Origin of the sequence: Streptomyces sp. AM 4-1-1, assembly GCF_029167625.1 — a bacterium.
Taxonomy (GTDB): domain Bacteria; phylum Actinomycetota; class Actinomycetes; order Streptomycetales; family Streptomycetaceae; genus Streptomyces.
The window spans coordinates 4142826-4166608 of the sequence record NZ_CP119145.1; the positions used below are offsets into that span (position 1 = coordinate 4142826).

Below are 23783 nucleotides of genomic sequence, written 5' to 3' on the forward strand. Positions count from 1 at the left end.
GGCGCGCCTTCTGTCCCCGCCCCGGGCTGTCACAGCAGGTGGTCGGCCTTGCCCGCCTTGATGTCCTGGATGAGCGCGCGCAGTGCCTCGCGGCTGTCCGTGAGGTAGGAGTCCTCCTGGCCGGCCACGGCGATGTACGCGTTGCCGTCTGCGTCGGTCCCTATGCGGAAGCAGTTCGAGCTTTCTGCGCAGTAGGGGGCTTCCCAGGCGATGTCCGGCACGTTGAAATCTCCCATCAAGCGTTCGCAAGGGTGAGTATGAAGTCCCGTGACTTGCCGGGGTCGAAGGACACCGCCTGCATCCAGTCCAGCTGCGCACGGTACTTGTCGAGCTGAGCGGGTGCGTGAGTGAACCCGGGGCCGTGCGCCGAATCGAGTTGGACCGTGTCCAGCTGGGGCACCACGCCCGTCGCATACATGAGGGCTTGACCAGCGCCCGGAAACGCACCGGAGGAGAACGGCACGACTCTCACTTCCACGTTGCGGAGCTCGCTCATCTCGCACAAATGATGCAACTGGGCGCGCATGACCTTCATTCCGCCGAACTCGATTCGCAGGGCCGCCTCGTGGATGTAGGCGGTGTACGAGATCGGGGTGGGGCGGTGCAGGACCTGCTGCCGCTGCATGCGCATGGCGACCCGCAGTTCGATCTCATGCTCTGACAGGGGCGGCAGGGCTGCGCTGCCAACGGCTCTGACGTATCCGTCGGTCTGGAGGAGCCCTGGTGCGTGCAGGAAGGCGCCGGCTCGCACTGCTGATGCGTGCCACTCCATCTCGGTGATGTCGAGTAGCCCAGCTGGCAACTGACCTCGGTAGGTCTCCCACCAGTCTTTAGGGCGGGGCTTGGCCATGGCGACCAGCGCTTCGACGTACTGCTCGTCGTTGCAACCGTAGTTGGTGGCGAGGGTACGCACCCGCTCAGGGGTGACTGCCCGAACACCTGCTTCCATATTCGAGATTTTCGCTCTGTCCAGCCCGAGTAGCCGAGCGGCGTAGTCGGTGCTCTCGCCCGCGTCGTTCCTCATTCTTCGCAGCTCAGCCCCGAGACGCTTCTGGCGCTCGCTGGGGACACTCCGTGGTGGCATGCCGTGATTCTCCCCGGATCGAACCGTGTGGGGTGCACCGGGTGGTGCGATAGGTGGCAAAGTCCTTGAGCGGGTGGCAATTGCCACCCCACTGCCCTGCCTTAAGTCACGCGACGCTCACGCAAGGTGAACGAGAAGAGCATCGCGCGAGCCTGCCCGCGTCCTCCTGCCCTGGGAGGGGTGTGCTCGCGCCAGGGAGACGGGCCACTGCCTCGCTGCGTCGTCGAACCGTTCCGACCTGACTCGACCCACCCCGCACGCATCGGGGTCGTACCTCCGTAGTCGCATCACCTCGTCAACGACGCTTTCGCGTCCCGGTGTTCACAGCCGAATGGAGTCGCCATGTCCGAAAGCCTGCCCACGGTGCCCGCGAAGTCCTCCACCGCCCTCCCTGTCGATCCCCTCCCCGTCCGGCCCGCGCCTCCCACGGCCGCGTGCCGCCCGAACGGTGAACTCCCCCTCGCGGCAAGGCGGTCCGCTCTGCCCGCCTACGCCTTCGGCTCCCCGTACGCCCTCCAGGTCGCGTCGCGGATCACCCAGTGCCCGCCGCCCCCGCCGGACCTCCGGGAGCCCTCGCCGTCCCACTTCGTCTACGGACTGACGCTGCCCTCGGCCGGTGCGACGCCGCTGATCGCGGCCGAGACGGCGGACGCCGTGCTCGACGTGCATGAGGTCGAGGACGAGCTGGTCGGGCCGGCGCTTGAGCTGGTCCGTGAACTCGCCGTCCACGCATGCCGGTTCACGGGGCCGGGGAGATGATCCACCTCGTGCTGCGGCGCTCCGGCGGTGTCCTCCAGGTGGTCGCGCACGACACGCACGCCCCGCACCTCCACTCGCGCCTGGCCCGGCAGTGCGCCGAGCGTCGCCGGGTGTCGCTGACGGGGGCACGGGAGTTGGCGGAGGGGTGGGGCGGCGAGTGCGGGTTCGCCGCCGCGCACCCGCCCGCGACGGGCGTGTGCACCTGGGTGGCGATCGGTGCGGGCCTGACCGACGCGTCAGGCCCGGGCGGTGTCCAGGAGGGGGCTGCCTGACGGTTCCGGCTACCGGGTGCTCGCGCCATCGGCGCCTGGGGGCGGGGTGAGGGGCGGTGGAGTCGAGCGGATGTTCCATGGGCGTCAACGTGAACGATATTGCCCATGGTGAATGTCTGTTGACATCGCCAACGTGTGTACGTGATGATTCTGGAGTGAACGGTCCGGCGATCCCGCTGCGACCGCTGACCACTCCTGTGAGGAACACGCCATGCGCCACAAGACCCCCCTGCGCCAGCTGATCGCCCAGCGCATCGACAGCGCGGAGCCGTCCGAGCTGTCGCCCGAGGCCGCCGCCCTGCTGCGCGACACGCTCCCGGACCCGGACCCGGCTCCGGAGGAGGCCGGGCGGGCCGGTCCCGTCTATCTCCGGTCCATCACGGCGGCCGGCTGGCGGGGTGTCGGCCCCGAGGCGACGCTCGATCTCCCCCATGGCCCCGGCCTCACCGTGGTCACGGGTGCCAACGGCACCGGGAAGTCGAGCTTCGCGGAGGCCGCCGAGATCGCGCTCACCGGGTTCAACGCCCGCTGGGACGGCAGCAACGGCGGTAAGCCCCGGACGAAGGTCTGGCGGAGTGGATGGTGCAACCTGCACGAGGCCACGGCGCCCCAGGTCGCAGTGAGCCTCACCCTGGACGACTCCGCCGAGCCGGTAACGGTACGCCGGACCTGGTACGGAGTGGAGGTCGAGGAGGCGCGCACGACGGTGATCCGGGAGGACGGCACCGAGCTGAAGCTGGACGAGTGCGTGAACGCCGACATGCTCGACGTCTACCGGCCCTTCCTGCCCTACAGCGAGCTGGGCTCGATGGTGGACGGCACGATGAGCGATCTGTACCGCAAGATTTCCACGTTCATCGGGCTCGGCAGGCTCGGAGAGATGGACGTCCGGCTCGCGGACCGGGTCAAGGAGTGCAAGGACATCGAGGCGAGGCCCCGCCCGCTGAAGGCCGCGGCGGTCGAGGCGTTGACCGGTCTGAACGACCGGCGTGCCGTCGACGCGATGGCGGCTCTCGGCGGGCGCGTCCCCGATGTCGACGCCGTACGGTCCCTGCTCGACCAGGACGCGGTCGCCGACCAGGGCGACGCGGCCCGGCTCCGGGCACGCGCCTCCCTGACCGGACCCGATGAGTCGGAGGTCGTCGGGGCGCTGGCCCGGCTGAGGGAGGCCATCGCGGCCTTGGAGGACGTACGGCACTCCGACGCGGAGGACGCGCGCCGCCTGGCCGCCCTGCTGGAGGCCGCCTTCGAGCAGCGTCGCCGGTCGGGGAGTCCGCACTGCCCGGTCTGTGGCACCGAGGACCGTCTCGACCAGGCGTGGGCCGAGGCGACCCGGGCCGAGATCGAGCGGCTTCAGGCGGAGGCGGCCGAGGCCGATGCCGTACGCCGTACTCTCAGCGGCGCCAAGCGCGCCGTGCACGACCTGGTGCAGCCCGTTCCCGACCTGCTGCGGACGGAGGATTCCGAGCTGGCGGAGCTGTGGCGCGAGTGGTCGCTCTGCCGGAGCCTCACGGACCCCGCCGAACTGGCCGAGTGCGTCGGACGCCTCGCGCCCAGGCTGGCGGCTGCCTGCCGCCAGTCCGGAGAGGAGGCGGCGCGTCGGCTGACCGACCGTGACACCGCCTGGCGGCCCGCGGCCGTGCGGCTCGCGGAGTGGGCCGAGGCGGCCGAGGAGGCGGCGGACGCGACCGGGCGGCGCAAGACGGCCGAGGCGGCCCGCAAGTGGTTCAGGAAGCTGACGGACGAGCTGCGGGCCGAGCGGATGCGCCACTTCAGCAAGCAGTCCCAGGAGGTCTGGACGAAGCTGTGCGAGAGCAGCAACGTCTCCCTCGGCCCCGTCGACCTGACCGGAACGGCCAAGCAGGGCGGAGTGGAGCTCGACGTCTCGGTCGACGACCACGAGGCGGCCGCGTACAGCGTGATGAGCCAGGGCGAACTGCACTCGCTCGCCCTCTCGTTGTTCATCCCCCGGGCCACGCACGAGGCCAGTCCGTTCGGCTTCCTCGTCATCGACGACCCGGTACAGTCGATGGACACCCAGAAGGTGGAGGGTCTTGCCACCGTCCTCAGCGAGTGCGCCCGGTACCGCCAGGTCGTCGTCTTCACCCACGACACCCGCCTCGAACAGGCCATCACGCACCTCGGGATCGAGGCGACGGTCCACCGCATCTCCCGCGAGGAGAAGTCGCGCGTGACCGTCGAGCGGACGATGGACCCCTTCCTGCAGGCGATCGGCGAGGCCAAGGACGTCTCCAAGGACCCGTCCGTGCCCCAGGTCGTGGCCGACCGGGTCATCCCGGCGATGTGCCGCGCCGCCCTGGAGGCCGCATGCGTGGAGACCGCCCGCCGCACTGTGCGGGACGAGCGGGGGAACCGCCTGAGCCTCGCGGAGTTCGAGGAGCGGGTGCCGGCCCGGGGAAGCACCAAGCAGTACGTGGCGTTCGCGCTTCTGGGGGACCGCTCTGGAAGGCCCAAGGCAGCGGTTGAAGTGCTGCACAGCGGAGGTTGGGACCTGATCGAGAAGCTGAACGAGGGCTCTCACGGGGGCCTGGCGACCGTTACGGAGCGCGGGAGGCTGGTGGAGCGTACGGAACGACTGGCAGAGGCCGTCCGGCGCTTCGGCCGGGGCACCGTCGGCCCGCAGGGCGGTGCCCGATGACGGACGACACCGCGCGGGCGGACGTGAACGCCGCCCGGTCCCTCCTGCGCCCCGCCGCCGGCACGATGACCTCGCTCGGCCCCGGAGTGCGGGCCCGTGCCGCGGCCCTGCTGCTGCGCCAGGCCCTCGAACGCGGCCTGGACGACTTCTGGCTGGGCGTGACCCCGGACATGACGCGCGTGGGGAAGCACCGCATCCTGTGCCTGGGGCCGTACACCGGCCGGGAGACCGCCAGGCGGTGCTACCTCACCTGGTCCGCGCTCAGCACGGCCTGCCACTACCGGGTGAACGAACTGCCCCCGGCGCCGCTGGAGATCCAGAGCCGCCTGCTGGAGGTGGAGGCTCTGCTGGCCGCGCTGGGCAGGGGACCGGCGGTCCCGTACGCCGTGCCGTCCCCGCTCTCGGCTCCGGAGGAAGCGGAGGGGCCGTCGGCCACCTCCGTGACGGCCCCGGCGGCGGTCCGTTCCGTTCCGAAGCCCGGCCCGCCGCCGGGGCGGCAGGCCGCGCCCCCGTTCGCCGCCGGCCCGTGAGCGTCCGTGACGTTGCGCCGTCCGCACGCCTCACGGCCGTCGGCGGACGGCGCCCCTCAGAACCGTACGGGCATCCGCAGGACCGGCTTCGGCAGCCACCCGATGTGCCGCAGCGTCGGCACGACCCGGCTGAGCAGGTAGAAGACGACGGGCGAGCGCTCGTCCTCCTCGGGGAAGAAGAGAGCGTGCTGAACGGCGACGGTGTCCTGCGGCTCGTCCAGATCGACGCGGACGGGGTCCGCGAGGACGAAGGCCGTGTCCAGTTCCACACCGGGCCGACTGGTCAGCTCCCGTAACGCGTCCAGGCCGCACACCTCGGCGAAACCGGCGGTGGTGAACGTCTTCTTGACGGTCGGGCGGTCCCCGGGGACCGCGACCCACCCCATGACGCGGAGCTCTCCGCTCCCCGCACCCGTGCCCTGGACCCCGGCGCGGCGACGGTTGTGGAGGTTGGCCAGCGGCGCGGGCATCTCCGGCACCACGGCGGGCTGGTACAGGACGAGATCGCGTTCGCCGTTCTCCCACCGGGTGTCGTGGACCGTGAGATCCGGGCGGCCCTCCAGCTTCACCTTCCACACGGCCGCCGTACCTCCGCACCGCTCACCGGAACAGGTGGCCGCGACGCCTTTCGGCACCAGGCCGTCCCGGCGCAGAACGAACTGATCCATGATGGTCATGAAGACCACGCCCCTCCCCTGTGAGGTAGCGCACACCACGCCCCCCTGTGTGGAGATTATGCGATGAACCAGTAAGGAAAGTACGGGTGCGGGAAAAGGTGGCGATGCGTTTTTCGCCCGGAACGGGAAGAGGACGATGAGCAACATGGGGGAAGTGCCGAGCGGCCCGGACCGGACGCCAGAGTTCCTGCTCCGGCTACCCGGCGCGGGCGGTGTCGACCACGCCCGGGGCGTCCTGCTGGATGCCGTCGGGACCAACGGGAGCCGGAAGTTCCGTATCCTGGCCGGCTCACCCGCCCGAGACCGTGAGATGCCGTCCTTCAAGAAGCACTTCAGCGCCACGGCCCGGGTACGAGCCCTGCTGAAGCAGACGGGCGTCCTGCGCCCGTCTACCCGATGGCCCGGCTGGCTGGAGGCGGCCGAGGACATCGACTGCGGCTCACCCTCCTTCGCGGCCGGTGTCCTGGTGGGATCACCGCGCAACGGGTGGATCGACTGGAAGACCGAGGACGACGTGCCGCTCTCGGACTTCATGGAGGGCGTCTGGTCCGGCCCCGCCCGGTCCTGGCTGATACGCGGCAACAACGTCTCCGGGGTCGACCTCGTCCAGAAACTCTGGCTGCCCGAGGGACGTGTCTCCCTCGCCGCCTCCCGGCTGCGGCAGGGAGTCGACCAGGGCGTCAGCAAGGAACGGCTGCGCGCCCTGGTCGAGGAGGACTGGGGCACCACCGCCACGTACAGCCAGAAACTCGAACTGGTCGAGGAACTGCACGCCTTCCTGTCCCGGATGAAGTCCGGAGACACCGTGTGCACCCTCTCCGGCGGGCGGTTCTACGTCGGGCAGATCTCCGGGGCGGCCGAGCAGACGGCGTCCGAGAACGGTTTGTCGAACCTCCGGCGGCCCGCGGAGTGGCAGAGCACCGGCCACCCCTACGACACCCTGCCGGAGGAGATCCAGCAGCGGCTCGCCGCCCAGCACGACGTCGTCGACCTGACGGCGGTGCAGGCGCACATCGACGGGCTCGGCCGCTCCGACGAGGAGCTGGAGGACGAGGCCGTCGAGTCGGAGAGCGGCCCCGGCGGCACGACACCCGCTCTCGCCGCCCGCCGCGAGCTGGAACTGCCCGTCCCGGACCAGGCCCTCGCCGACGAACTGCTGACCCACGACGTGGACTGGCTCCAGGAGGTCCGCGAACTGCTCCGGGACGAGAAGCAGCTGATCCTCTACGGGCCGCCGGGCACGGGCAAGACGTACACCGCCATCAAGCTCGCCGAACACCTCAGCGGCGGGGCCGAGCGCGTCAAGCTCGTCCAGTTCCACCCGTCCTACTCCTACGAGGACTTCTTCGAGGGCTTCCGGCCCCGCGAGCACCCGAAGACGGGCGAGGTCGCCTTCCGGCTCACCCCCGGCCCCCTGCGCGACCTGGCCGACCTGGCCACCCGCGAGGGCAGCCACCACATCCCGCACTTCCTGATCATCGACGAGATCAACCGGGCCAACCTGGCCAAGGTCTTCGGCGAGCTGTACTTCCTCCTGGAGTACCGCAACAGGTCGGTGCGGCTCACCTACTCCGGCGACGACTTCCCCCTCCCGCCCAACCTGTTCGTCATCGGCACGATGAACACCGCCGACCGTTCGATCGCCCTAGTCGACGCTGCCATGCGCCGCCGCTTCGCCTTCGTCGAACTGTCACCCCGCACCGAACCGACCCGCGGCCTGTTGCGGCGCTGGCTGGAGCGGCAGGGGCTCGGCAGCCGTGCGGCGGACCTCCTGGACGCCCTCAACGCACGCATCGACGATGAGGACTTCCTCATCGGTCCCTCGTACCTGATGAAGAAGAGCGTGCACCGGGAAGGCGGCCTGGACCGGACCTGGCGGACCAAGATCCTGCCGCTCCTGGAGGAGCACCACTACGGGGAGTCCCTCGACATCGTGAAGCGGTACGGACTCGACGCCCTGTCCCGCTCCCTCGGCGACGGCGACGGCGACGGCGGGGGCAGGGACGGGGGAGGAGGCGGCTTGGGAGCGGGCGGCGACGGCGGCACGGGCGCGGCGACTCCGTGACGACCGTCGAGCTGGACGAGCACGGGGCCGCCGTCAGCGTGTCGCTCCCCGACGAGGTGGGCCGGGCGCTCGCCGCCGCCCGCATCGTGGAGGCGGCACCGGACCCGTACCGCCCCGGGGCCTGGCGGCTGCGCGCCGGAGGCAAGGTCGGAGCGGTGGCTCTGAAGTCGGCGGGGCGGGAACCGATGATCCTGCGCATCGCGCCCAAGGTGCCGGTGCGAAGGCTGTTCTTCCTCATCGGCTACGCCGCCGACCCCCGGGTCCACCGGGACGGTGAGGTGGACGTGACCGAACACGAGGAGATCGTTCCGGCACTGGCCCAGGGGTTCGAGCGGGCCCTCGAACGCGCGCTGCGCCAAGGAGTGCTCCAGGGCTACCGTCACACCGAGGAGGCATCACCCGTCGTCCGCGGGCGCGTCCGGGAGGCCGACCAGGTCAACCGCCATCACGGGCAGTCCTTCCCCGTCGAGATCGCCTACGACGACTACGGCACTGACATTGCGGAGAACCGCCTCCTGAGGGGCGCGGTGGAGCGGCTGCTCCCCTTGCATCGCGTCCCCGGCGACGTACGCCGCCGGCTCCGCCACCACCGGGCCCGCCTGCTGGACGCCGAACCGCTGGGGCGAGGAGCGCGGGACCTGCCGCGGTGGCGGCCGAGCCGGCTCAACCACCGCTACCTGCCCGCGCTGAGGCTGGCCGAGACGATCCTGCGCGGGGCGTCGGTGGAGCACGGCACGGGTGGGGCCTCGGTCGACGGGTACCTCATCGACACACACAAGATCTTCGAGGACTTCGTCTGCGTCGCCCTGCGTGAGGCGCTGGCGCGGTACGGCGGACGCACGGCCCTCCAGGCCCGCGGGGTGTACCTGGACGACGCCGGGGAGATCAGCATGCGCCCCGACCTGGTCTGGTACGGCGAGGACCGGACTCCTCGGGCCGTGGCGGACGCCAAGTACAAGGCGGAGAAGCCGGAAGGATTCCCGGACGCCGACCTCTACCAGATGCTCGCCTACTGCACGGCGCTCGGTCTCCGGGAGGGCCACCTGGTCTACGCGCGGGGGTACGAGCCGACCGTGACGCACCAGGTGCGCCACTCCAAGATCCGCATCCACCAGCACGCGCTGACCCTGGACCGCCCCCCGGGGGAGCTGCTCGCCGAGATCGCCGCCCTCGCCCGCGCGATGACCTGCGGCACGTCCGGCACCGCGTCCGGAGCCACGTCCGGCATCACTGCCCGGACGGACACCGGTGACGTCGCCGTCAGGCGGAATCCTCGGGAGGCGTGAGTGCTCCGCTGGTGAGACCGTCACGGGCGAGCGCACCCGCCTGCTCCGTGAGCCGGGCGACCTCGGCCACGTACTCCTCGAACTCCCGCAGCGCGCGGAAGGCGGCACCGTAGCGGCGCTGCTCCTCCACGGCCATCCGCGGCACGCGCGCTCCCTTCGCGTCGAGGCGGAAGGAGCCGCTGCTGCTGGTCGAGCGGCGGTTGTTGGACGCGCTGCGCAGGAAGCCCCGCAGATAGCCGGTGTCCAACTGGTCGCTCGTCGAACGGGGTTCGCCGTCGGCCAGGTCGACGAGTCCGGCGCGGGAGAGGTCGGCCATGCTGACGGTCGCACCGTCCAGCGTTCCCGGCCCCTCGCCCGCCGAGAGCGCCGGCAGTAGAGTGCTCAACCGCTCCAGCCGCTCCTCGATCCTCTGCCGCAGAGCGTGGTACTCGGCCGGCAGATCCTCGCGCGCCGCGTCCACATGGGCGCTCGGGGTGAGGTCGACGGCGTCGTTGAGCAGATCGATGAGGGGTACGTCGACCGCTTGCCCGGCCGCCGGTTCCATCGGACCGTCAGGCGCGTTGGAGGTCAGATCCACCATGCGCACGGACTCCGAGCCACCGGACGCGTGGGCCGGGCGGCGCAGTATCCACAGATGGACGGGTTGTGCGTGGGAGGCCACCATCCCGGGTGGCAGGGCCACGACCTCCGTGAGGATGCCCCGACGCACCATCTCTGCCCTGATACGGCGTCCGGCCTTCCGGTAGGCCACGGAGGCCGGCATGACGGCGACGACTCTGCCGCCGGGCGCGGTGTGGGCGTAGCAGTGCTGGAGCCAGGCCAGGTCCCCCTCCGCCTTCGAGGGCGTGCCCAGCTCCCACCGGGAGTCGAGGAGCAGTTCCTCTCGGCCCCAGTCCGGACCGGCGGTCGGGGGGTCACACAGGACCAGGTCGGCGCGGAGGTCCGGCCAGTGGTCGTGTCGCAGGGAGTCCCCTGTCTCGATCACGGTGTCCTGCTGCCCGGCCAGCTCGGCCCGTGCCCCTGCCAGCCCGGCCGCCGCCGGATCGATGTCCTGGCCGCGTCGTATCGGCCCCTCGGTGGACCCGACGGACAGGAGAAGCGTCCCGATGCCGCATGCGGGGTCGAGGACGACGGAGCCACCGGGCACCGGGCCCGCGAAGTGGCTGACCGCTTTGACCAGGCGCAACGAAGTGACCTGGTCGGATCCGACGCGTCGTGAGGAGTCGCGGAACCGTTCCACCAGCTGCTCGACGACCTGGGCCGACGATTCCTGGTCGGCCAGCCGGGTGGCCAGGCCGACCAGGGTCTCGTCCAGCCCGTCGGCGTCGCCACGGGCCAGCATCCGGGCGACGCCGGCGACCCCCGTGATGATGTCGTCGCCGAAGGCGCCACGTAGCGCTTGCCAGAGGCGGACATCGTCCGAGACGTCGGTGCCCTTCTGCTGCCGGGCGAGCCAGGAACGGACCTCGGAGAGAGAGAAGAGCGGAGTGCTCGCCCCGGCATCGGCAGGCGCGGGAAAGTCGCTGTACCGCCGTCGCCAGTTGGAGACGGCGGCCCGGGTCACCCCCGCCAGCCTGGCGATCTCTGCTCCGGTGATCAGCGATTCGGCGGCTGGTGGAGTTGATTCCTTCATGACTCCACCGTACACGCAGTTCGCCTGACATTCGAGAGTTGATACGTTGGCGATGTCAACAAGTATCATTTGCGTCCGATGGGAGCCGGGCGCTCGATCTCGCTGGCGAATCGCCATCGAGATCCCCTCGTGGCGGAGTGGGCCGCGTTGTTCGACAGCGATCATCTGGAGCTTGATACCCATGGTGCCGCCGCGAGCCTCCGGCGCAGGCTGAGACAGCTTCCGGGAGGCCGACGAAACCGGCCTTCAACGGTTTGAGGCTCTCAAGGCTGGCCAAAGTGATGGTCTTCTGAAGCCGACAACGCTCGTCCAAGACGTGAGTGGGCAGGACATAGAAGGTCCACTGGCCCAGGTCCAGAGGATCTAGGGTCTGCTTCTCCCGGTGATGCAGAAGGCAGAACACGTACACGTCCGCGCTGCGCAGTACATCGGCTGAAGTGATGTCGGTCCGGGCGTCCCAACCGGAGGCGGGCGCGATACCGAAGGAGACTCTCGATGTCTGCGACTGTGCCCACGACTGTAGGTAGGCCGTCGACTTCACCTCGATACGCCAGTTCTGGGGCGTACGGATGTCAACCGCGTCCCATTCGGTACGGGTACCCGTGGCAGCGCCCAGCGCGGTGGCCACGAGGTACTCGGCCAGCACGCCTCGCATGGTGTTGCTGGTCAGGTCGGAGCACGCCCAACTCCAGAAGTCGGCGAGCTTGCCCACCGTCCTGCCGTTGGCGTGTATCAACTCATCGCCGCTGCGACGCGCGATGACCATCGGCCCAAGCTCGGTTCCCACACAGTCCTCCGAACTATCAAGCAGGTACAGAGTTAAGCCTGCCAGTAGTGCACGCCCTTGTGGCGCTCTCAGTAACCGCCCTCTGGGCAGCAGAGAAGCGGAGCATCACCGCGATCATGCTTCTTCTCCAACCCCATTCGATCAAGACCTGCCCCCCTCGGAGTCGCGCTCATGATCGAGGTCTGAATCCAGTCCGCTGTCGCGGAGATCCCCTCATCGAGTGTCATGGGTGCCACTCTCGGGAAGAGCGCTTGCAGACGGACGCTATCGGCCTGGGAGTGGGCGACATCGCCAATGCGCGCGGGCATGTGCTGTCGTTTGACGACGTGCCCAATGGCTGCCTCGATCTCCTGGACCAGATCCAGCAGCGAAGTCCGGCTCCCGAAAGCCAGGTTCACCGGCCGGGGGCCCACCACGCGGCGCAGGAGGGCGTCGGTGAGGATGCGGCACACGGTGCCCACGTACGTGAAGTCGCGGGTCTGGGTGCCGTCGCCGTAGACGGTTACGGGCTCGCCGGCGAGGGTGGCACTGATCCACTTCGGGATGACGGCGGCGTAGGCGTGGTCGGCGCGCTGGCCCGGGCCGTAGACGTTGAAGAAGCGGAAGGGGAGGACCGGCAGGCCGAAGCTGTGATGGTAGGCGCTCAGGTACGCCTCCGTCGTGAGCTTGGTGACCGCGTACGGGCTCATCGGGGCGGTGGCGAGGTCCTCGTGCTTCGGCAGGTGAGGGTTGAAGCCGTAGACGGAGGACGAGGAAGCGGCGATCACGTGCGGGCCCCCGGCGCGGCGGGCTGCTTCGAGGACCTGGAGGGTGCCGGTCGCGTTGGCGTGGTGGCTGGCCAGGGGGTCCTGTAAGGAGCGCGGTACGGAGGGAAGCGCGGCCAGGTGGACGACGGCGTCGGCGCCGTGGAACACCTGGTCGAGCAGAGAGGCGTCCTGGACGTCTCCCTCGAAGAAGTCGACGTCGAGGCCGCCGAGATTCGCCTTGTCCCCGGTGGAGAGGTTGTCGACGACTCGGAGTCGGGTGACCTGAGGCTGCCCAGTCAGGGCACGGACAAGGTTGCCGCCGATGAACCCGGCACCGCCGGTGATGACGATCTGCATGGGGTTGCCCTTCAGAGAGAGTCGACGTGGGCGCCGGCGCCGGCGAGCCGACGGCGGCAGTCGAGGATGTACGGGGCGTGCGCGCTGATCAGGGGGTAGTCGAAGGCGTCGTGGTCGGCGAGGAGGACGACGGCGTCGGCTGCCGCGAGGCGGGCTGGGGTCACATCGACCTGCTGGAGGCTCGCCAAGCCGACGGCGCGGGGATGGGCTTCGTCCAGGACGTGGGGGTCGGCGGCCTGGACCTCGGCGCCCATGCCGGTGAGGAGTTCGGCGATGCGAGTGGCCGGTGTCTCCCGGGCGTCCCCGGTGTTGGCCTTGTATGCCAGGCCGAGCAGCAGGATCCGGGAGCCCTTGAGCGGCTTGCCTCGTTCGTTGAGGCCCGCGACGAGGCGCCGCACCACGTAGTCGGGCATGTGGTTGTTGACGTCGTTCGCCAGTTCGACGAAGCGGAAGTTCTGCCCCAGGGCCCGCTCGACCCGCCACGACAGGTACGAGGGATCGACGGGCAGGCAGTGACCTCCGACCCCGGGGCCGGGGGTGAAGCGCATGAACCCGAACGGCTTGGTGGACGCGGCGTCGATGGCCGCCCAGACGTCGATGCCCAGGTCGTGGGCGATGATTGCCAGCTCGTTGGCGAGCGCGATGTTCACGTGCCGGAAGGTGTTCTCAAGGAGCTTGGTCAGCTCCGCCTCCTTGCAACTGGCCACGGACACGACCGTGTCGACGAGCGACGCGTAGAAGGCGCGGACCGCCTCCATGGAGGACGGGTCGATGCCCGAGACGACCTTGGGGGTGTTCTCCAGCCTCCAGGTGGGATTCCCGGGGTCGATGCGCTCCGGGCTGTAGCCGAGGTGGAAGTCGCGGCCGGCGGTCAGCCCGGAGCCGCCTTCGAGGAGCGGTCGGAACACCTCCTCGGTCGTCCCGGGGTACGTGGTCGACTCCAGGATTACGGTCGCTCCGCGGGTGAGGTGGTGGCCGAGCGTCCGCGCCGCCTCCTCGACGTGCGACAGGTCCGGAGCGCCGTCGCGCAGCGGCGTCGGGACAGTGATGACCGCCACGTTGAACCCGGCGCAGTCGGACGGGTCGACGGTCGGCCGGTAGGCGCCGGCGGCGAGAAGAGGCGCCAGCCGCTTGTCCGAGATGTCCTCGACGTACGACTCACCGATCACGAGCCGCTTGATCCGCCCGGCGTCCACGTCGAGGCCGACGACCTGGTGACCGACCTCGGCGGCTCGCACTGCCAACGGGAGCCCGACGTATCCCTGCCCCACGACGACGACGCGGAGCCCGCGGGACTTGTGCTTCCTGGTCATGCGGTCCACCTCGCTGAAATTGGGGGCTGGGGGAGCGGGGACGTATACGTGGCGCGGGACCCGCGGTGGGTGGTGGCCGTAAGATGGGGCGCGCCTCGGCCGTACGGGACTCGCTTGGCCGCCTGTCTCGGACGGCCGAGTGCTTTTCGGGTGTGGCATGGGGAGCCGGGAAAACCCGCAGGCTGGCCCAACCCCCGGTTCGATACGATGACGATGGCCTGCAGCCTCGTTCCGTCACCGTGTGTGACGTGTGCGTGCGATCGGAGTGATCGCATCGGCTGCGGCCTCCCGACCTGGGCCCGCCGTGGCAGTGGCACCGGCGCCGCAATGCGTACGAAATGGAGCATCCAAGGATGGCTCGACACCTGGTAACCAGCGCGCTTCCCTACATCAACGGGATCAAGCACCTGGGCAACATGGTCGGGTCGATGCTTCCGGCGGATGTGTACTCCCGGTACCTCCGCCAGCGTGGTCACGACGTCCTCTACATCTGTGCCACCGACGAGCACGGCACGCCGGCCGAGTTGGCCGCCAAAGAAGCCGGACTCTCGGTCGCCGAGTTCTGCGCGCAGGCCCACGACGCGCAGAAGGCCGTGTACGACGGGTTCGAGCTGGCCTTCGACTACTTCGGCCGCAGCTCTTCGCAGCAGAACGTCGAGATCACCCAGCACTTCGCGCGCAAGCTGCACGAGAACGGTTTCATCGAGGAGCGTGCGATCCGGCAGGTGTACTCGCCGGTCGACGGCCGTTTCCTTCCGGACCGGTACGTCGAGGGCACCTGCCCGCACTGTGGCTACGACAAGGCTCGCGGCGACCAGTGCGAGAACTGCACCCGCGTCCTCGACCCGACCGACCTGATCGACCCGCGCTCGGCGATCAGCGGTTCCACGGACCTGGAAGTCCGCGAGACCAAGCACCTCTTCCTGCTCCAGTCCAAGCTCCAGCACGAGGTCGAGGAGTGGATCGCGACCGTCAGCGCCGAGTGGCCGCACCTGTCCACGTCCATCGCGCGCAAGTGGCTGACCGAGGGCCTGAACGACCGAGCCATCACGCGGGACCTGGACTGGGGCGTGCCCGTCCCGGCGGACACCTGGCCGGAGCTCGCGGCCGAGGGCAAGGTCTTCTACGTCTGGTTCGACGCCCCGATCGAGTACATCGGCGCGACGAAGGAGTGGGCGGGCGCGTCCGCCGACGGAGAGAGCCGCGACTGGAAGTCGTGGTGGTACGAGGCCGACGACACCGTCCGTTACACGCAGTTCATGGCCAAGGACAACGTCCCCTTCCACACGGTGATGTTCCCCGCCACCGAGCTCGGCGTGCGCGAGCCGTGGAAGAAGGTCGACGTCGTCAAGGGCTTCAACTGGCTGACCTTCTACGGCGGTAAGTTCTCCACCTCCCAGAAGCGAGGCGTCTTCACCGACGCTGCCCTGGAGATCCTGCCCGGCGACTACTGGCGCTACTTCCTGATCGCCAACGCCCCCGAGTCGGACGACTCCTCCTTCACCTGGGAGCACTTCACCGCTACCGTCAACAAGGACCTGGCCGACACCCTCGGCAACTTCGTCAACCGCGTGCTGTCCTTCTCCCGCAAGCGATTCGGCGACGAGGTCCCGGCAGGTCGTGCCGCCGGCGAGGCGGAGGCGAAGCTGGGCGAGGAGATCGCACGGCTGCTCGGCGAGTACGAGGAGCAGATGGAGGCGCTCCAGTTCCGCAAGGCCGCCGCCGCCCTGCGCGCCCTGTGGTCCGCGGGCAACTCCTACCTGGAGGAGAAGGCCCCCTGGCTGGAGATCAAGACCGACGCCGACGGCGCCGCACTGACGCTGCGCACGGCGATGAACCTGATCCACCTGTACGCGGTCGTCTCCGAGCCGTTCATCCCGGCCTCGGCCGCCGCCATGCGCGGTGCCTTCGCCCTGGAGAGCGACACCGCGACCTGGGTGACCGCCGAGCAGGCCAAGTCCCTGGACGCTGTCCCGGCCGGTACAGCCTTCACTGTGCCGCCGGTGCTCTTCGCGAAGATCTCGGAGGAGGACCTGGAGTCCTACCGGGAGCGCTTCGGCGGAGCCGACGCCTGACGGTGCCTCTCGTGCCCGTACCGATCCCGGCTTCATCGGGCGGTACGGGCGGTTAGGTGCCCGGCCAGCTCAGCGGGTGGCACGTTCATCAGCCGCATTCGAGGGACGTCCTCGTCGATCTCGACCCACGTCACGCCTCCGGATCCGGGCACATACTCGAGGTAGTGCTCGAAGCCGTGTTGCGTGAGCTTCAGCAGGAGGCAGGCGATCCCGCCGCCGTGTCCGACCAGGACGGTCGTGCCGTGCGGTCCGGTGCAGACCTCGCCCCACAGGCGCATGTAACGGGCCTGGACGTCTTCGGAGGATTCGCCGCCCGGCGTTCGGAGCTGGTGGATGGGGACACTCTGACGGGCCGCCTCCGCCGCCGCGCAGTCTCTGGGCCGGCCGCCGAGATGGCCGCTGTTCTTCGCCGCCAGCCGGGTGTCCACACGGGTGTCGGCCGGTGTGAGCGCGGCCGTCAGGAGTGCGGCCGACGCACGGCATCGGGACATCGGGCTGACGAGCATCTGGTCGACCGCGAGTCCGGCTGCGGCGAGGGTGCGACCAGCAGCGCGGATGTCGTCGCGTCCACGTTTGCTCAGTGTGCCGCCGACGGCCCTGCCTTGGTGGATACCGCGGGCGTTTTCCTGGGTCTCACCGTGCTTGACCAGGTAGATGTGTTTAGTGCTCATGGTGGTCCGTCCCTCTTCTCGGATCAGTCCCAGTCGCGGACGTCGACGAAAGCGGATACGGCGGCGACGAGTTGGTCGTGGTCGGCTCGGCTCATGGTGGGGAAGCGGTCGTAGTGCCACTCGATGTAGAGGACCGAGATGAGACCGATCGTCCCGTCGGCGATCAGTTTCGTGAGCACGGGGTATTCGGCGCCCTCGATGTCCATCTTCACGACGACGTGATCGTTCGGGGTGACGGTCTGGCGCAGCCACGCGCTGAAGTCGACGGCAGGTACCGGGACCGGCGATCCGTAGTCGATCTGCTGGTCATACACCGGCGGGACCCGCTTGTCGGGCATCACCGTGGAGCTCTCGTGGTGGCCGAGGAAGAGGTTGATCACCCCGTCGTGCGTCCACACGGCGCTGTGAGAGACCTCGACGCGAGGTGAGTGAGCAGCCTGTTCGACTTCGTAGCGGATGGCCGGCAGCAGCTCCGTGTTGGGCTCGAAGGCATAGAAGTCGTGGTCAGGGAGCTCGTCGATGAAGCGGCTCAGCACGATTCCGAGGTTGGTCCCGCAGTCGATGAAAACTTTGCGCATGAAGGACTCCCGTGGTTGGTCGTTGTGGCGGGTAGGTGGATTTCCTGCACGACGCCGTCGGCGAGCAGGACAAAGTCGCCGGTTTCCGGCCGGTAGCAGCGTTCCTGGTAGCGGATGGTGATGCGGCGCACCGGTTCCTCACCGCGGTAGGGAGGAAGGTCGCCCCACTGGTAGAGCTGGCCGCCGGGGGCCTTGAGCCGGCGCAGCCGCCGGGGCAGCGGGCCCTTCGGCGTACCGGAGTTGAGGCGGATGAACATCGTGGTCAGGAAGGCGATGTGCTCGCGTGCCTGTTCCGCGTTCGTTTGTGCTCGGCCGTAGGTCTGCTTGAGGCGGTGGAGCTCGGCCGGGTCGCCTGCTGCGCGAACGAGGCGGTCGCGCAGCCCTGGGTCCCAGACGATGCCGAGGTGGCCATGGAGGATGGGTTCGCTGGTGAGGAAGTAGCCCAGGACTCGGCCGAATTCGCGCTCATACGGGCACATGAAGTCGTTGTAGAGCCCGAGTGTTGCGCCGGAGGCTGTCTCCACCTGCCAGTTGACGCGTGCCGTGAACGGTGAGTCCCACCAGCCGAGGTGCCATGGCTGCCACAGCAGGTCAGCCGTGCTGAGGATGAAGATCAGGAGTGCGATGACGACGGCCGGCCAGCCGAACGCTGCGTCGTACTCCTGATCAGGGAGCAGTGCGACGGTCAGCGCGAGTGCGGCGTTGGTGCAGATGTTCTCCCAGAAGAAGATGCCGGAGGCGAGGACGACGGCGAGGTTGAAGACGGCCGTCGCGACCAAGACAGCGACGAGGAGGCTCCGGTCGTGGAACGCGACAAGGCCGGCGGTTTCGACAAGCACCGTCAGGATGTTGAGGGGGCGGTCCACGGCGCGTGCGCGGCGCAGGAAGCCGGTCACGGTTTCAGCGGGCAGGAAGCGTGCCCATCCCCAGGAGTAGGCGGAGGCTGTGAGGTAGTGGGTGCGGTTGTGCCAGGCCCACGACCAGGGGCGTGGCCCGAGCCGGGCTTTGCTCCACGCCGGTTTGACGTAGTGGGAGAGCGAGACGCATCCGAGTACCAGTACGAGCCCGGTTGAGGGTTCTGGCGTGCTGAGAGCCGTCCCCACGAAGAACCAAGCGAGGTACGCCTTGAGCAGCCTCAGCGGCATCATCGCGTGGTGCTTCCACCCGCGCAGCCGGCCGCAGTAGACAGCGAGCCACGGCAGCAGGGCCGGTGCCCAGAAGCAGGAGGCTACTGCGAGGAGCAGCAGCACCACTTTGGCCCAGCGCTGTGGGCCGATGGGTTGGGTCACGTCGTAGTCGCTCGTGGTGCCCTGCCAAGTCAGCAGGGCGATCACGAATACGACGAACCAGCGGAAGGGGCCGGGGTCGGGCGGGGGGAGGAAGGCGAGCAGGACGGAGGGAACGGCAGTCGCGAACGTCGCTCGCGAGAACGTCGGCCGAGAGGACAGCGTCCGTACCGTCGGAGAGACGGCGAAGCGGTAGCAGAACACGACGGCCGCCACGATCACGACGGTGGTCACGTACGCGGGCAGTGAAGGCAGCTCCATGGCCGCCTACCGGACGGACGGGGAGGGGACCCGCCCACAGGCTGCGGGCAGGGTCTCCAGGTAGGAGGCGATTCGTTCCCGGGGGTCTTGGACGAGGTGCAGGTCCCGATGGCGTTCGACGTTGACGCGAAGCTCACGCGCCCGGTTGAGAAAGTCGAGTACCGCCCCGCGCTCGATCCGTGGAGTGCTGGTGCCGAGTTCCGCCTCGTGGACCACCTTGGCGCACCAGTGCTGGTCATACGTCGGCAGCGGCACCAGGTGTACCGGTTTACCGAGAACGAACGCCTCGCTGATGAGGTTGAAGCCGGCATTGGAGAAGACGGCCTCGGAGCGGGCCAGGTCGGAGATGAATGCCTGGCGGTCGAACGGGCAGATTTCGATCTTGTCGTCGGCGTACGGGCGCAGGTTCTCGATCTCATCCGAGTGCGCGTAGATCCGCAGAGTTCGATCGGGGACGTACTGGCGGAACACGTCGGCGAGGGCGCGGACGGAGTCCTCAGGGCCGTGATCGAAGTACCGGGAGAAGTAGGCCGTGGACACAGGTTCACTCGTGATCCGGGCGGAGCGGACGAAGTCCGGAACGACAGGGGCGATGAACTCCAGCTTCCGGTCGTCGGCCTCCAAGGGGACGTAGGAGCAGATGAAGGACCGGTCGGCCCGAGGGGCGAAGTAGCGCAGGCGCTGCTCGTCGGCGGTGCGTGCGTACCGACCGACCGGCGGCAGGTCGAGGTGCCGGTACTTGCTCTGCTGGTCCACCGATATGAGGGGCCTGCCGAAGTGGTAGGCCAGGCGCGGTGTGTTGGGCTCGTAGTCCGTGATGAACATGTCCGGGGCGCCGGTTTTCCTGATGGCCCGGCGTAGCCGCAGGTGCTGGCTGATGCCGGCGGGAGTCCGCCGGATGTTGGTGCGTAAGACATCGGCCGCGTGGATGCGGTCGTCACGGGCAAGGAGCGTCGGCATCCACCCGTCCCACGCGGGGAATCCGAGGTCGCGGAAGTACTCGACTCGGGTGCTCCCGTTGGTGATGATCCGTACATGGTGGCCGCGGTCGCGGAGGTACTGGGCGATCACGCTCTGCCTGACGGAATGCCCCATGCCGATGCCGTTGACGCCGATGATCACGCTGAGCGGCTGTGTGAGTGCGGACACGACGATCCCTTCGTCAGGCGAGCCGGGTGATGACGTTGTGGGTGATGGCCGCGACCTGGGGGTCGGTGGGGAGTAGCCGGGCCCAGTCAGTGGTGGCAGCGGTGAAGACGGTGCCGGTCGCCGTGTAGAGACCGAGGGTGGCCGCGCGGGGACTGGGTATCGGCTCTCGGGCTGCGAAGTTCCAGTCGGAGGGAAGTGGGGCGATGCCGAGGATCTCGAAGTCCTCGGGCGTTCCGTCCTGGCCGGTGGGCCGCGGGCGTCGCTGCTCGTCGATCTCGTATGCGGCTCCGTCGCATTCGTAGCCGACGAGCGCTCGGTCATGGCCGAAGGTGTCACCGGTCCTGAGGCCCGTTCCGGAGAACACCCAGTGGTCCGCGTCGGTGACGGTGAACCCGAGAGACGTGCGCGGGCCGTCCCAGTGCCCGCCGCCGTTCCGGTAGCTCACACCCAGCAGGGCGTTTTCGGGGTCCGACCCCCACCAGTGGTCGGGACAGCCGTACGAGCTGTCCGGGTCCGTTCCAGCGGGGGCGCCGGGAGGGAACTTCGCGCACTCCAGTGCCGAGCGATTCTCGTCGAGACGCACGCGCCACCAGCAGCTGTTGGCTCCGAAATTGGCGATATTGCCGCCTGCGTCGCGGAAGGCGGTCGTGTTCCGACGGGTCCGAGCCGTCCAGTACTCGTCGTGCCCGGAGGAGACCAGGAGGCGATACCCGTCGCCGAGGAGCCGGCCTTCGTCGAGGTCGAGGTCCGTGCAGTAGTCGCTCTGGATCCCGTTCTCCTCCATCCAGGAGATGAAGGGAGCATCCCAGTGCGCGAACGACTGCCGAGGCGATGTGGCGTCGTACGGGTCGGGCCCTCTCTGCCAGCCTTGGGTGAGACATCCCGCTCTGTCGGGTTAGCCTGAGAGGGTAGGACAGGAGAATCGCCCCTTATGACCAGCACTGAACCGGTCGGGTCCGACCCGGCACCGAGGCCGAAGCGCCGCACTTTCACCTCGGAGTACAAGCTGCGGATCGTCGCTGAGTACGACGCGGCGCCCAGGAACGAGAAGGGCGCGGTCCTGCGCCGGGAACGGCTCTACCACTCGCACGTCAAGGAATGGCGGGCCGCCCGGGACGCCCGGGCCCTGGAGAACCTGGTCGACCGCCGCACGAGCCCGGCCCGTGGGAAGAAGTCCGCCGCGGAGGTGGAGAACGAGAAACTGCGGCAGCAGGTGGCACGGCTGGAGAAGGACCTGGCCCGGAACAGGGCCGCACTCGAGGTGATGGGAAAAGCTTCCGCGCTCTTGGAAATGATCTCCGAGAGCGCGGACTGAAGCCTGCCGCAGTCCCTGTCGTGGACGAGGCGTTCACCGGCGTCGAGGTTCAGCTGGGCATCACGGCCGCGTGTCGGCTGACCGGTCGCTCACGTGCCACGCACTATCGCAGCCTCAAGCCCCCGACAGTCCGCGCACCCCGCTCCCACGCGCAGGTGCAGCCCTCGGCCCTGACGGACCAGGAGCGCTCTGCCGTCCTGGAACTGATGAACAGCGACGAGTACGCCGAACTGGCGCCCGCCCAGATCTGGGCCCGCGAGTTGGACGCCGGCCGCTATTACTGCTCCGTCTCGACGATGTACCGGATCCTGCGCGAGCAGGGTCAGTCCGGTGAGCGCCGACGGCAGGCCGCTCATCCCGCCAAAGCAGTGCCCGAGCTGGTCGCAACCGGACCCTCGCAGGTGTTCACCTGGGACATCACCAAGGCGGCCGGACCGGTCAAGGGCACCTGGTATCACGCCTACGTCATCATCGACATCTTCAGCCGCTACATCGTCGGCCACACCGTTGAGCGGGCCGAATCAGCGGTGCGGGCCGAGGAGTTGATCCGCGAGACCATCATCCGCAACGGCATCGTGCCCCAGACCGTGCACGCCGACCGCGGCACCTCGATGACCTCCAAGAGGGTCTCGCAGCTGCTGGTCGACCTCGGCGTCACCCGGTCGCACTCGCGGCCGAAGACCTCCAACGACAACCCCTACAGCGAGGCACACTTCAAGACCACGAAGTACATGTCCGACTACCCCGAACGATTCGACTCGCTGGCCCATGCCCGCGAGTGGTTCGAGGCATTCATCGCGTACTACAACCACGAACACCGGCACTCGGGCATCGGCTGGCACACACCGGCCAGCGTGCACTTCGGCACCGCCGAGGAGGTCCGCGACCAGCGGGCCGTCACCCTCGCCGACGCATACATCCGCCACCCCGAACGCTTCGGCCGCCGCCCCCGACCACCCCGGATACCCCAGCAGGCATGGATCAACGACCCAGCCAAGCGCAGGGAACCCGCACCACAAACCTCATAGCATCACGACCGTCTCACTGGACTTGAAATCTTCCGGGCAGGCCCTTGACCGGACCGCCGACACCTCCTCCCGGTCGGCGCAGCGTCACCCGGGAGGCGCTGTAGAGGCTTCCACCTCCTGCCGTGTTGTACGCGTGGTAGGTGGAAACAGGGACCTTGTAGAGCACCTTGCGGCCCGAGGGAACTGCGGGCGTGACGACCAGCAGGAATCTGGCCTCGCGAGCGTCCATGGCCGGCCGGATCGGACAGTCGCCCGTGCTCAGGACTCCGATGTAGACACCGGACCGCCAGTCTCGCGGTACGAGGAAGTCGTAGCCCGGCCACTGCCAGTCCTGGTCATACCGCCCGAGTGCGGCGTCCCGTCCGGGCCACTCGACGTGCCCCGTGTGCTTGGGTTTCGAGCCCCAGCGGTAGAAGTCGAGCCGGAAGCGATCCGCGGAGGTGGCGATGTGCAGTCGGATGCTGCGGCCGGCACGGACCGTGGGGGACGCCGGGTATCCGTTGATGCCGGTCATGAGTGCGCCTGGGGCCGCGCGACTCCCATGTAGTGATAGCGATCGACCTGCTCGACGTGAGACTCCCAGCCCAGGGCGCCCAGCCGCTTCGCGAGTCCGTCGGCGTCGTACAGCACCTTGACGGTCAGGTGCTGGCTCCCGTCGGAGAGCCTCCGGCGAACCGTAGGTACCGCACGTCCCTCGATCGTCTCCTCGATCTCCGCCTTCGCGCGGGAGTCGTCGAGGAAGACCACACAGCCACCGGGCTTCAGAGCCCCCCGGAGGGCCTTCCAGAAGGGTTCCAGGTACGCGGGCGGCACGTGGCTGAGCCAGAAAGCGAAGAACACGGTGTCGTACTGGCGATCAGGAACCTGGCTGAAGATGTCCGCCTGGATGAAACGAGTGGTCGAACCCTCCAGGCGGCGTCGCGCGACGGTAAGCATCTCGGGCGCGGCGTCCACCGCGGTCAGGGTCCGGGCGCGCCCGGAGAGCAGATGGGTCCACTGGCCCGTGCCACACGCCAGTTCCAGGACGTCTCCGCTGATGGGCAGCCGATCGAGCGCGTGCGAAAGCTGAGGCATCCCCATGCGCTCCGCGTATGCGGTGTCGTACTCGTCGGCCCTTGCGCGGTAGTAGGCGATCTGCTGCTCGGACCACTCAGCCGATGCGCTGTGCTGCTCTCCGAAGTCGAGCATCCTCAGCTCCTTCATGAACTTGTTGTGTTCGGCCGCGAGTTGTGAACTCGGCGGGCTGACAAGG

At 68.8% G+C, this 23783-nt stretch carries 22 protein-coding genes and 1 pseudogene; 9 read left to right on the forward strand and 14 right to left on the reverse strand.

The window, feature by feature from the left end:
- Positions 1-29 precede the first annotated feature (29 nt).
- Positions 30-221: a hypothetical protein gene (locus PZB75_RS17505; protein WP_275538745.1), complete on the reverse strand. Its 192-nt coding sequence runs from the start codon at positions 219-221 to the stop codon at positions 30-32.
- A 14-nt stretch (positions 222-235) separates the two neighbouring features.
- Positions 236-1084 carry a helix-turn-helix transcriptional regulator gene (locus tag PZB75_RS17510; RefSeq protein WP_275536246.1) on the reverse strand — a complete coding sequence of 283 codons (849 nt, stop codon included), beginning with the start codon at positions 1082-1084 and terminating at the stop codon, positions 236-238.
- Positions 1085-1426: 342 nt separating this feature from the next.
- Between PZB75_RS17510 and PZB75_RS17515 the strand changes: the two genes are divergently transcribed.
- From PZB75_RS17515 to PZB75_RS17530, 4 genes are all read left to right on the forward strand, one after another.
- Positions 1427-1843, forward strand: a complete 417-nt coding sequence (locus PZB75_RS17515; RefSeq protein WP_275536247.1) for a hypothetical protein — start codon at positions 1427-1429, stop codon at positions 1841-1843.
- Positions 1840-2115, forward strand: coding sequence for a hypothetical protein (locus tag PZB75_RS17520; protein ID WP_275536248.1), 276 nt, complete (start codon positions 1840-1842; stop codon positions 2113-2115). The genes PZB75_RS17515 and PZB75_RS17520 overlap by 4 nt, the downstream gene beginning before the upstream one ends.
- A gap of 211 nt (positions 2116-2326) precedes the next feature.
- A complete protein-coding gene (locus PZB75_RS17525; RefSeq protein WP_275536249.1) occupies positions 2327-4774 on the forward strand; it encodes an AAA family ATPase in 2448 nt (815 codons plus the stop codon).
- Positions 4771-5304 (forward strand): hypothetical protein, encoded by a 534-nt coding sequence (locus tag PZB75_RS17530; RefSeq protein WP_275536250.1) that lies wholly within the window; start codon positions 4771-4773, stop codon positions 5302-5304. The genes PZB75_RS17525 and PZB75_RS17530 overlap by 4 nt, the downstream gene beginning before the upstream one ends.
- 56 nt (positions 5305-5360) lie before the next feature.
- Here the strand turns inward: PZB75_RS17530 and PZB75_RS17535 are convergent, their stop codons facing one another.
- Positions 5361-5981, reverse strand: coding sequence for a hypothetical protein (locus PZB75_RS17535; RefSeq protein ID WP_275536251.1), 621 nt, complete (start codon positions 5979-5981; stop codon positions 5361-5363).
- A gap of 136 nt (positions 5982-6117) precedes the next feature.
- On the opposite strand from PZB75_RS17535, the gene PZB75_RS17540 reads away from it, so the two are divergent.
- The gene (locus tag PZB75_RS17540) at positions 6118-8046 is read left to right on the forward strand and encodes a DUF4357 domain-containing protein (protein ID WP_275536252.1); all 1929 of its coding nucleotides are present in this window, start codon (positions 6118-6120) and stop codon (positions 8044-8046) included.
- Positions 8043-9332 carry a restriction endonuclease gene (locus PZB75_RS17545; RefSeq protein ID WP_275536253.1) on the forward strand — a complete coding sequence of 430 codons (1290 nt, stop codon included), beginning with the start codon at positions 8043-8045 and terminating at the stop codon, positions 9330-9332. The genes PZB75_RS17540 and PZB75_RS17545 overlap by 4 nt, the downstream gene beginning before the upstream one ends.
- Here the strand turns inward: PZB75_RS17545 and PZB75_RS17550 are convergent.
- From PZB75_RS17550 to PZB75_RS17565, 4 genes are all read right to left on the reverse strand, one after another.
- Entirely contained in the window at positions 9307-10965 is a 1659-nt protein-coding gene (locus PZB75_RS17550) for an N-6 DNA methylase (RefSeq protein ID WP_275536254.1), read from the reverse strand. The two genes, PZB75_RS17545 and PZB75_RS17550, sit on opposite strands and share 26 nt — an antisense overlap.
- A 55-nt stretch (positions 10966-11020) precedes the next feature.
- Positions 11021-11731 carry a hypothetical protein gene (locus tag PZB75_RS17555; protein WP_275536255.1) on the reverse strand — a complete coding sequence of 237 codons (711 nt, stop codon included), beginning with the start codon at positions 11729-11731 and terminating at the stop codon, positions 11021-11023.
- An 89-nt stretch (positions 11732-11820) separates the two neighbouring features.
- Complete coding sequence (locus PZB75_RS17560) at positions 11821-12855, reverse strand: NAD-dependent epimerase/dehydratase family protein (RefSeq protein WP_275536256.1); 1035 nt, start codon at positions 12853-12855, stop codon at positions 11821-11823.
- An 11-nt stretch (positions 12856-12866) separates the two neighbouring features.
- A complete protein-coding gene (locus PZB75_RS17565; protein WP_275536257.1) occupies positions 12867-14168 on the reverse strand; it encodes a nucleotide sugar dehydrogenase in 1302 nt (433 codons plus the stop codon).
- Between the two features lie 353 nt (positions 14169-14521).
- Here PZB75_RS17565 and metG point away from each other — a divergent pair, with 353 nt between their 5' ends.
- On the forward strand, positions 14522-16243 hold the full coding sequence (gene metG, locus PZB75_RS17570) for a methionine--tRNA ligase (protein WP_275536258.1): 1722 nt from the start codon (positions 14522-14524) through the stop codon (positions 16241-16243).
- 32 nt (positions 16244-16275) lie between these two features.
- On the opposite strand, the gene PZB75_RS17575 is transcribed toward metG, so the two are convergent.
- From PZB75_RS17575 to PZB75_RS17595, 5 genes and pseudogenes are all read right to left on the reverse strand, one after another.
- On the reverse strand, positions 16276-16914 hold the full coding sequence (locus PZB75_RS17575; protein WP_275536259.1) for a histidine phosphatase family protein: 639 nt from the start codon (positions 16912-16914) through the stop codon (positions 16276-16278).
- 23 nt (positions 16915-16937) lie between these two features.
- A complete protein-coding gene (locus PZB75_RS17580; RefSeq protein WP_275536260.1) occupies positions 16938-17492 on the reverse strand; it encodes an FkbM family methyltransferase in 555 nt (184 codons plus the stop codon).
- Positions 17444-19039: a hypothetical protein gene (locus tag PZB75_RS17585; protein ID WP_275536261.1), complete on the reverse strand. Its 1596-nt coding sequence runs from the start codon at positions 19037-19039 to the stop codon at positions 17444-17446. Before PZB75_RS17585 ends, PZB75_RS17580 begins: the two co-directional genes overlap by 49 nt.
- A 6-nt stretch (positions 19040-19045) precedes the next feature.
- The gene (locus PZB75_RS17590) at positions 19046-20188 is read right to left on the reverse strand and encodes a glycosyltransferase family protein (protein WP_275536262.1); all 1143 of its coding nucleotides are present in this window, start codon (positions 20186-20188) and stop codon (positions 19046-19048) included.
- Positions 20189-20201: 13 nt separating this feature from the next.
- Positions 20202-21023, reverse strand: a pseudogene (locus tag PZB75_RS17595) (N,N-dimethylformamidase beta subunit family domain-containing protein); the annotation flags it as partial.
- 96 nt (positions 21024-21119) lie between these two features.
- Between PZB75_RS17595 and PZB75_RS17600 the strand changes: the two are divergent.
- On the forward strand, positions 21120-21503 hold the full coding sequence (locus tag PZB75_RS17600; RefSeq protein WP_275533213.1) for a hypothetical protein: 384 nt from the start codon (positions 21120-21122) through the stop codon (positions 21501-21503).
- A gap of 20 nt (positions 21504-21523) precedes the next feature.
- A complete protein-coding gene (locus PZB75_RS17605; RefSeq protein ID WP_275533212.1) occupies positions 21524-22531 on the forward strand; it encodes an IS3 family transposase in 1008 nt (335 codons plus the stop codon).
- Positions 22532-22544: 13 nt separating this feature from the next.
- Here the strand turns inward: PZB75_RS17605 and PZB75_RS17610 are convergent, their stop codons facing one another.
- Both PZB75_RS17610 and PZB75_RS17615 read right to left on the reverse strand, forming a co-directional pair.
- Positions 22545-23045: a N,N-dimethylformamidase beta subunit family domain-containing protein gene (locus tag PZB75_RS17610; RefSeq protein WP_275536264.1), complete on the reverse strand. Its 501-nt coding sequence runs from the start codon at positions 23043-23045 to the stop codon at positions 22545-22547.
- Positions 23042-23734 (reverse strand): class I SAM-dependent methyltransferase, encoded by a 693-nt coding sequence (locus PZB75_RS17615; protein WP_275536265.1) that lies wholly within the window; start codon positions 23732-23734, stop codon positions 23042-23044. Before PZB75_RS17615 ends, PZB75_RS17610 begins: the two co-directional genes overlap by 4 nt.
- Positions 23735-23783 lie beyond the last annotated feature (49 nt).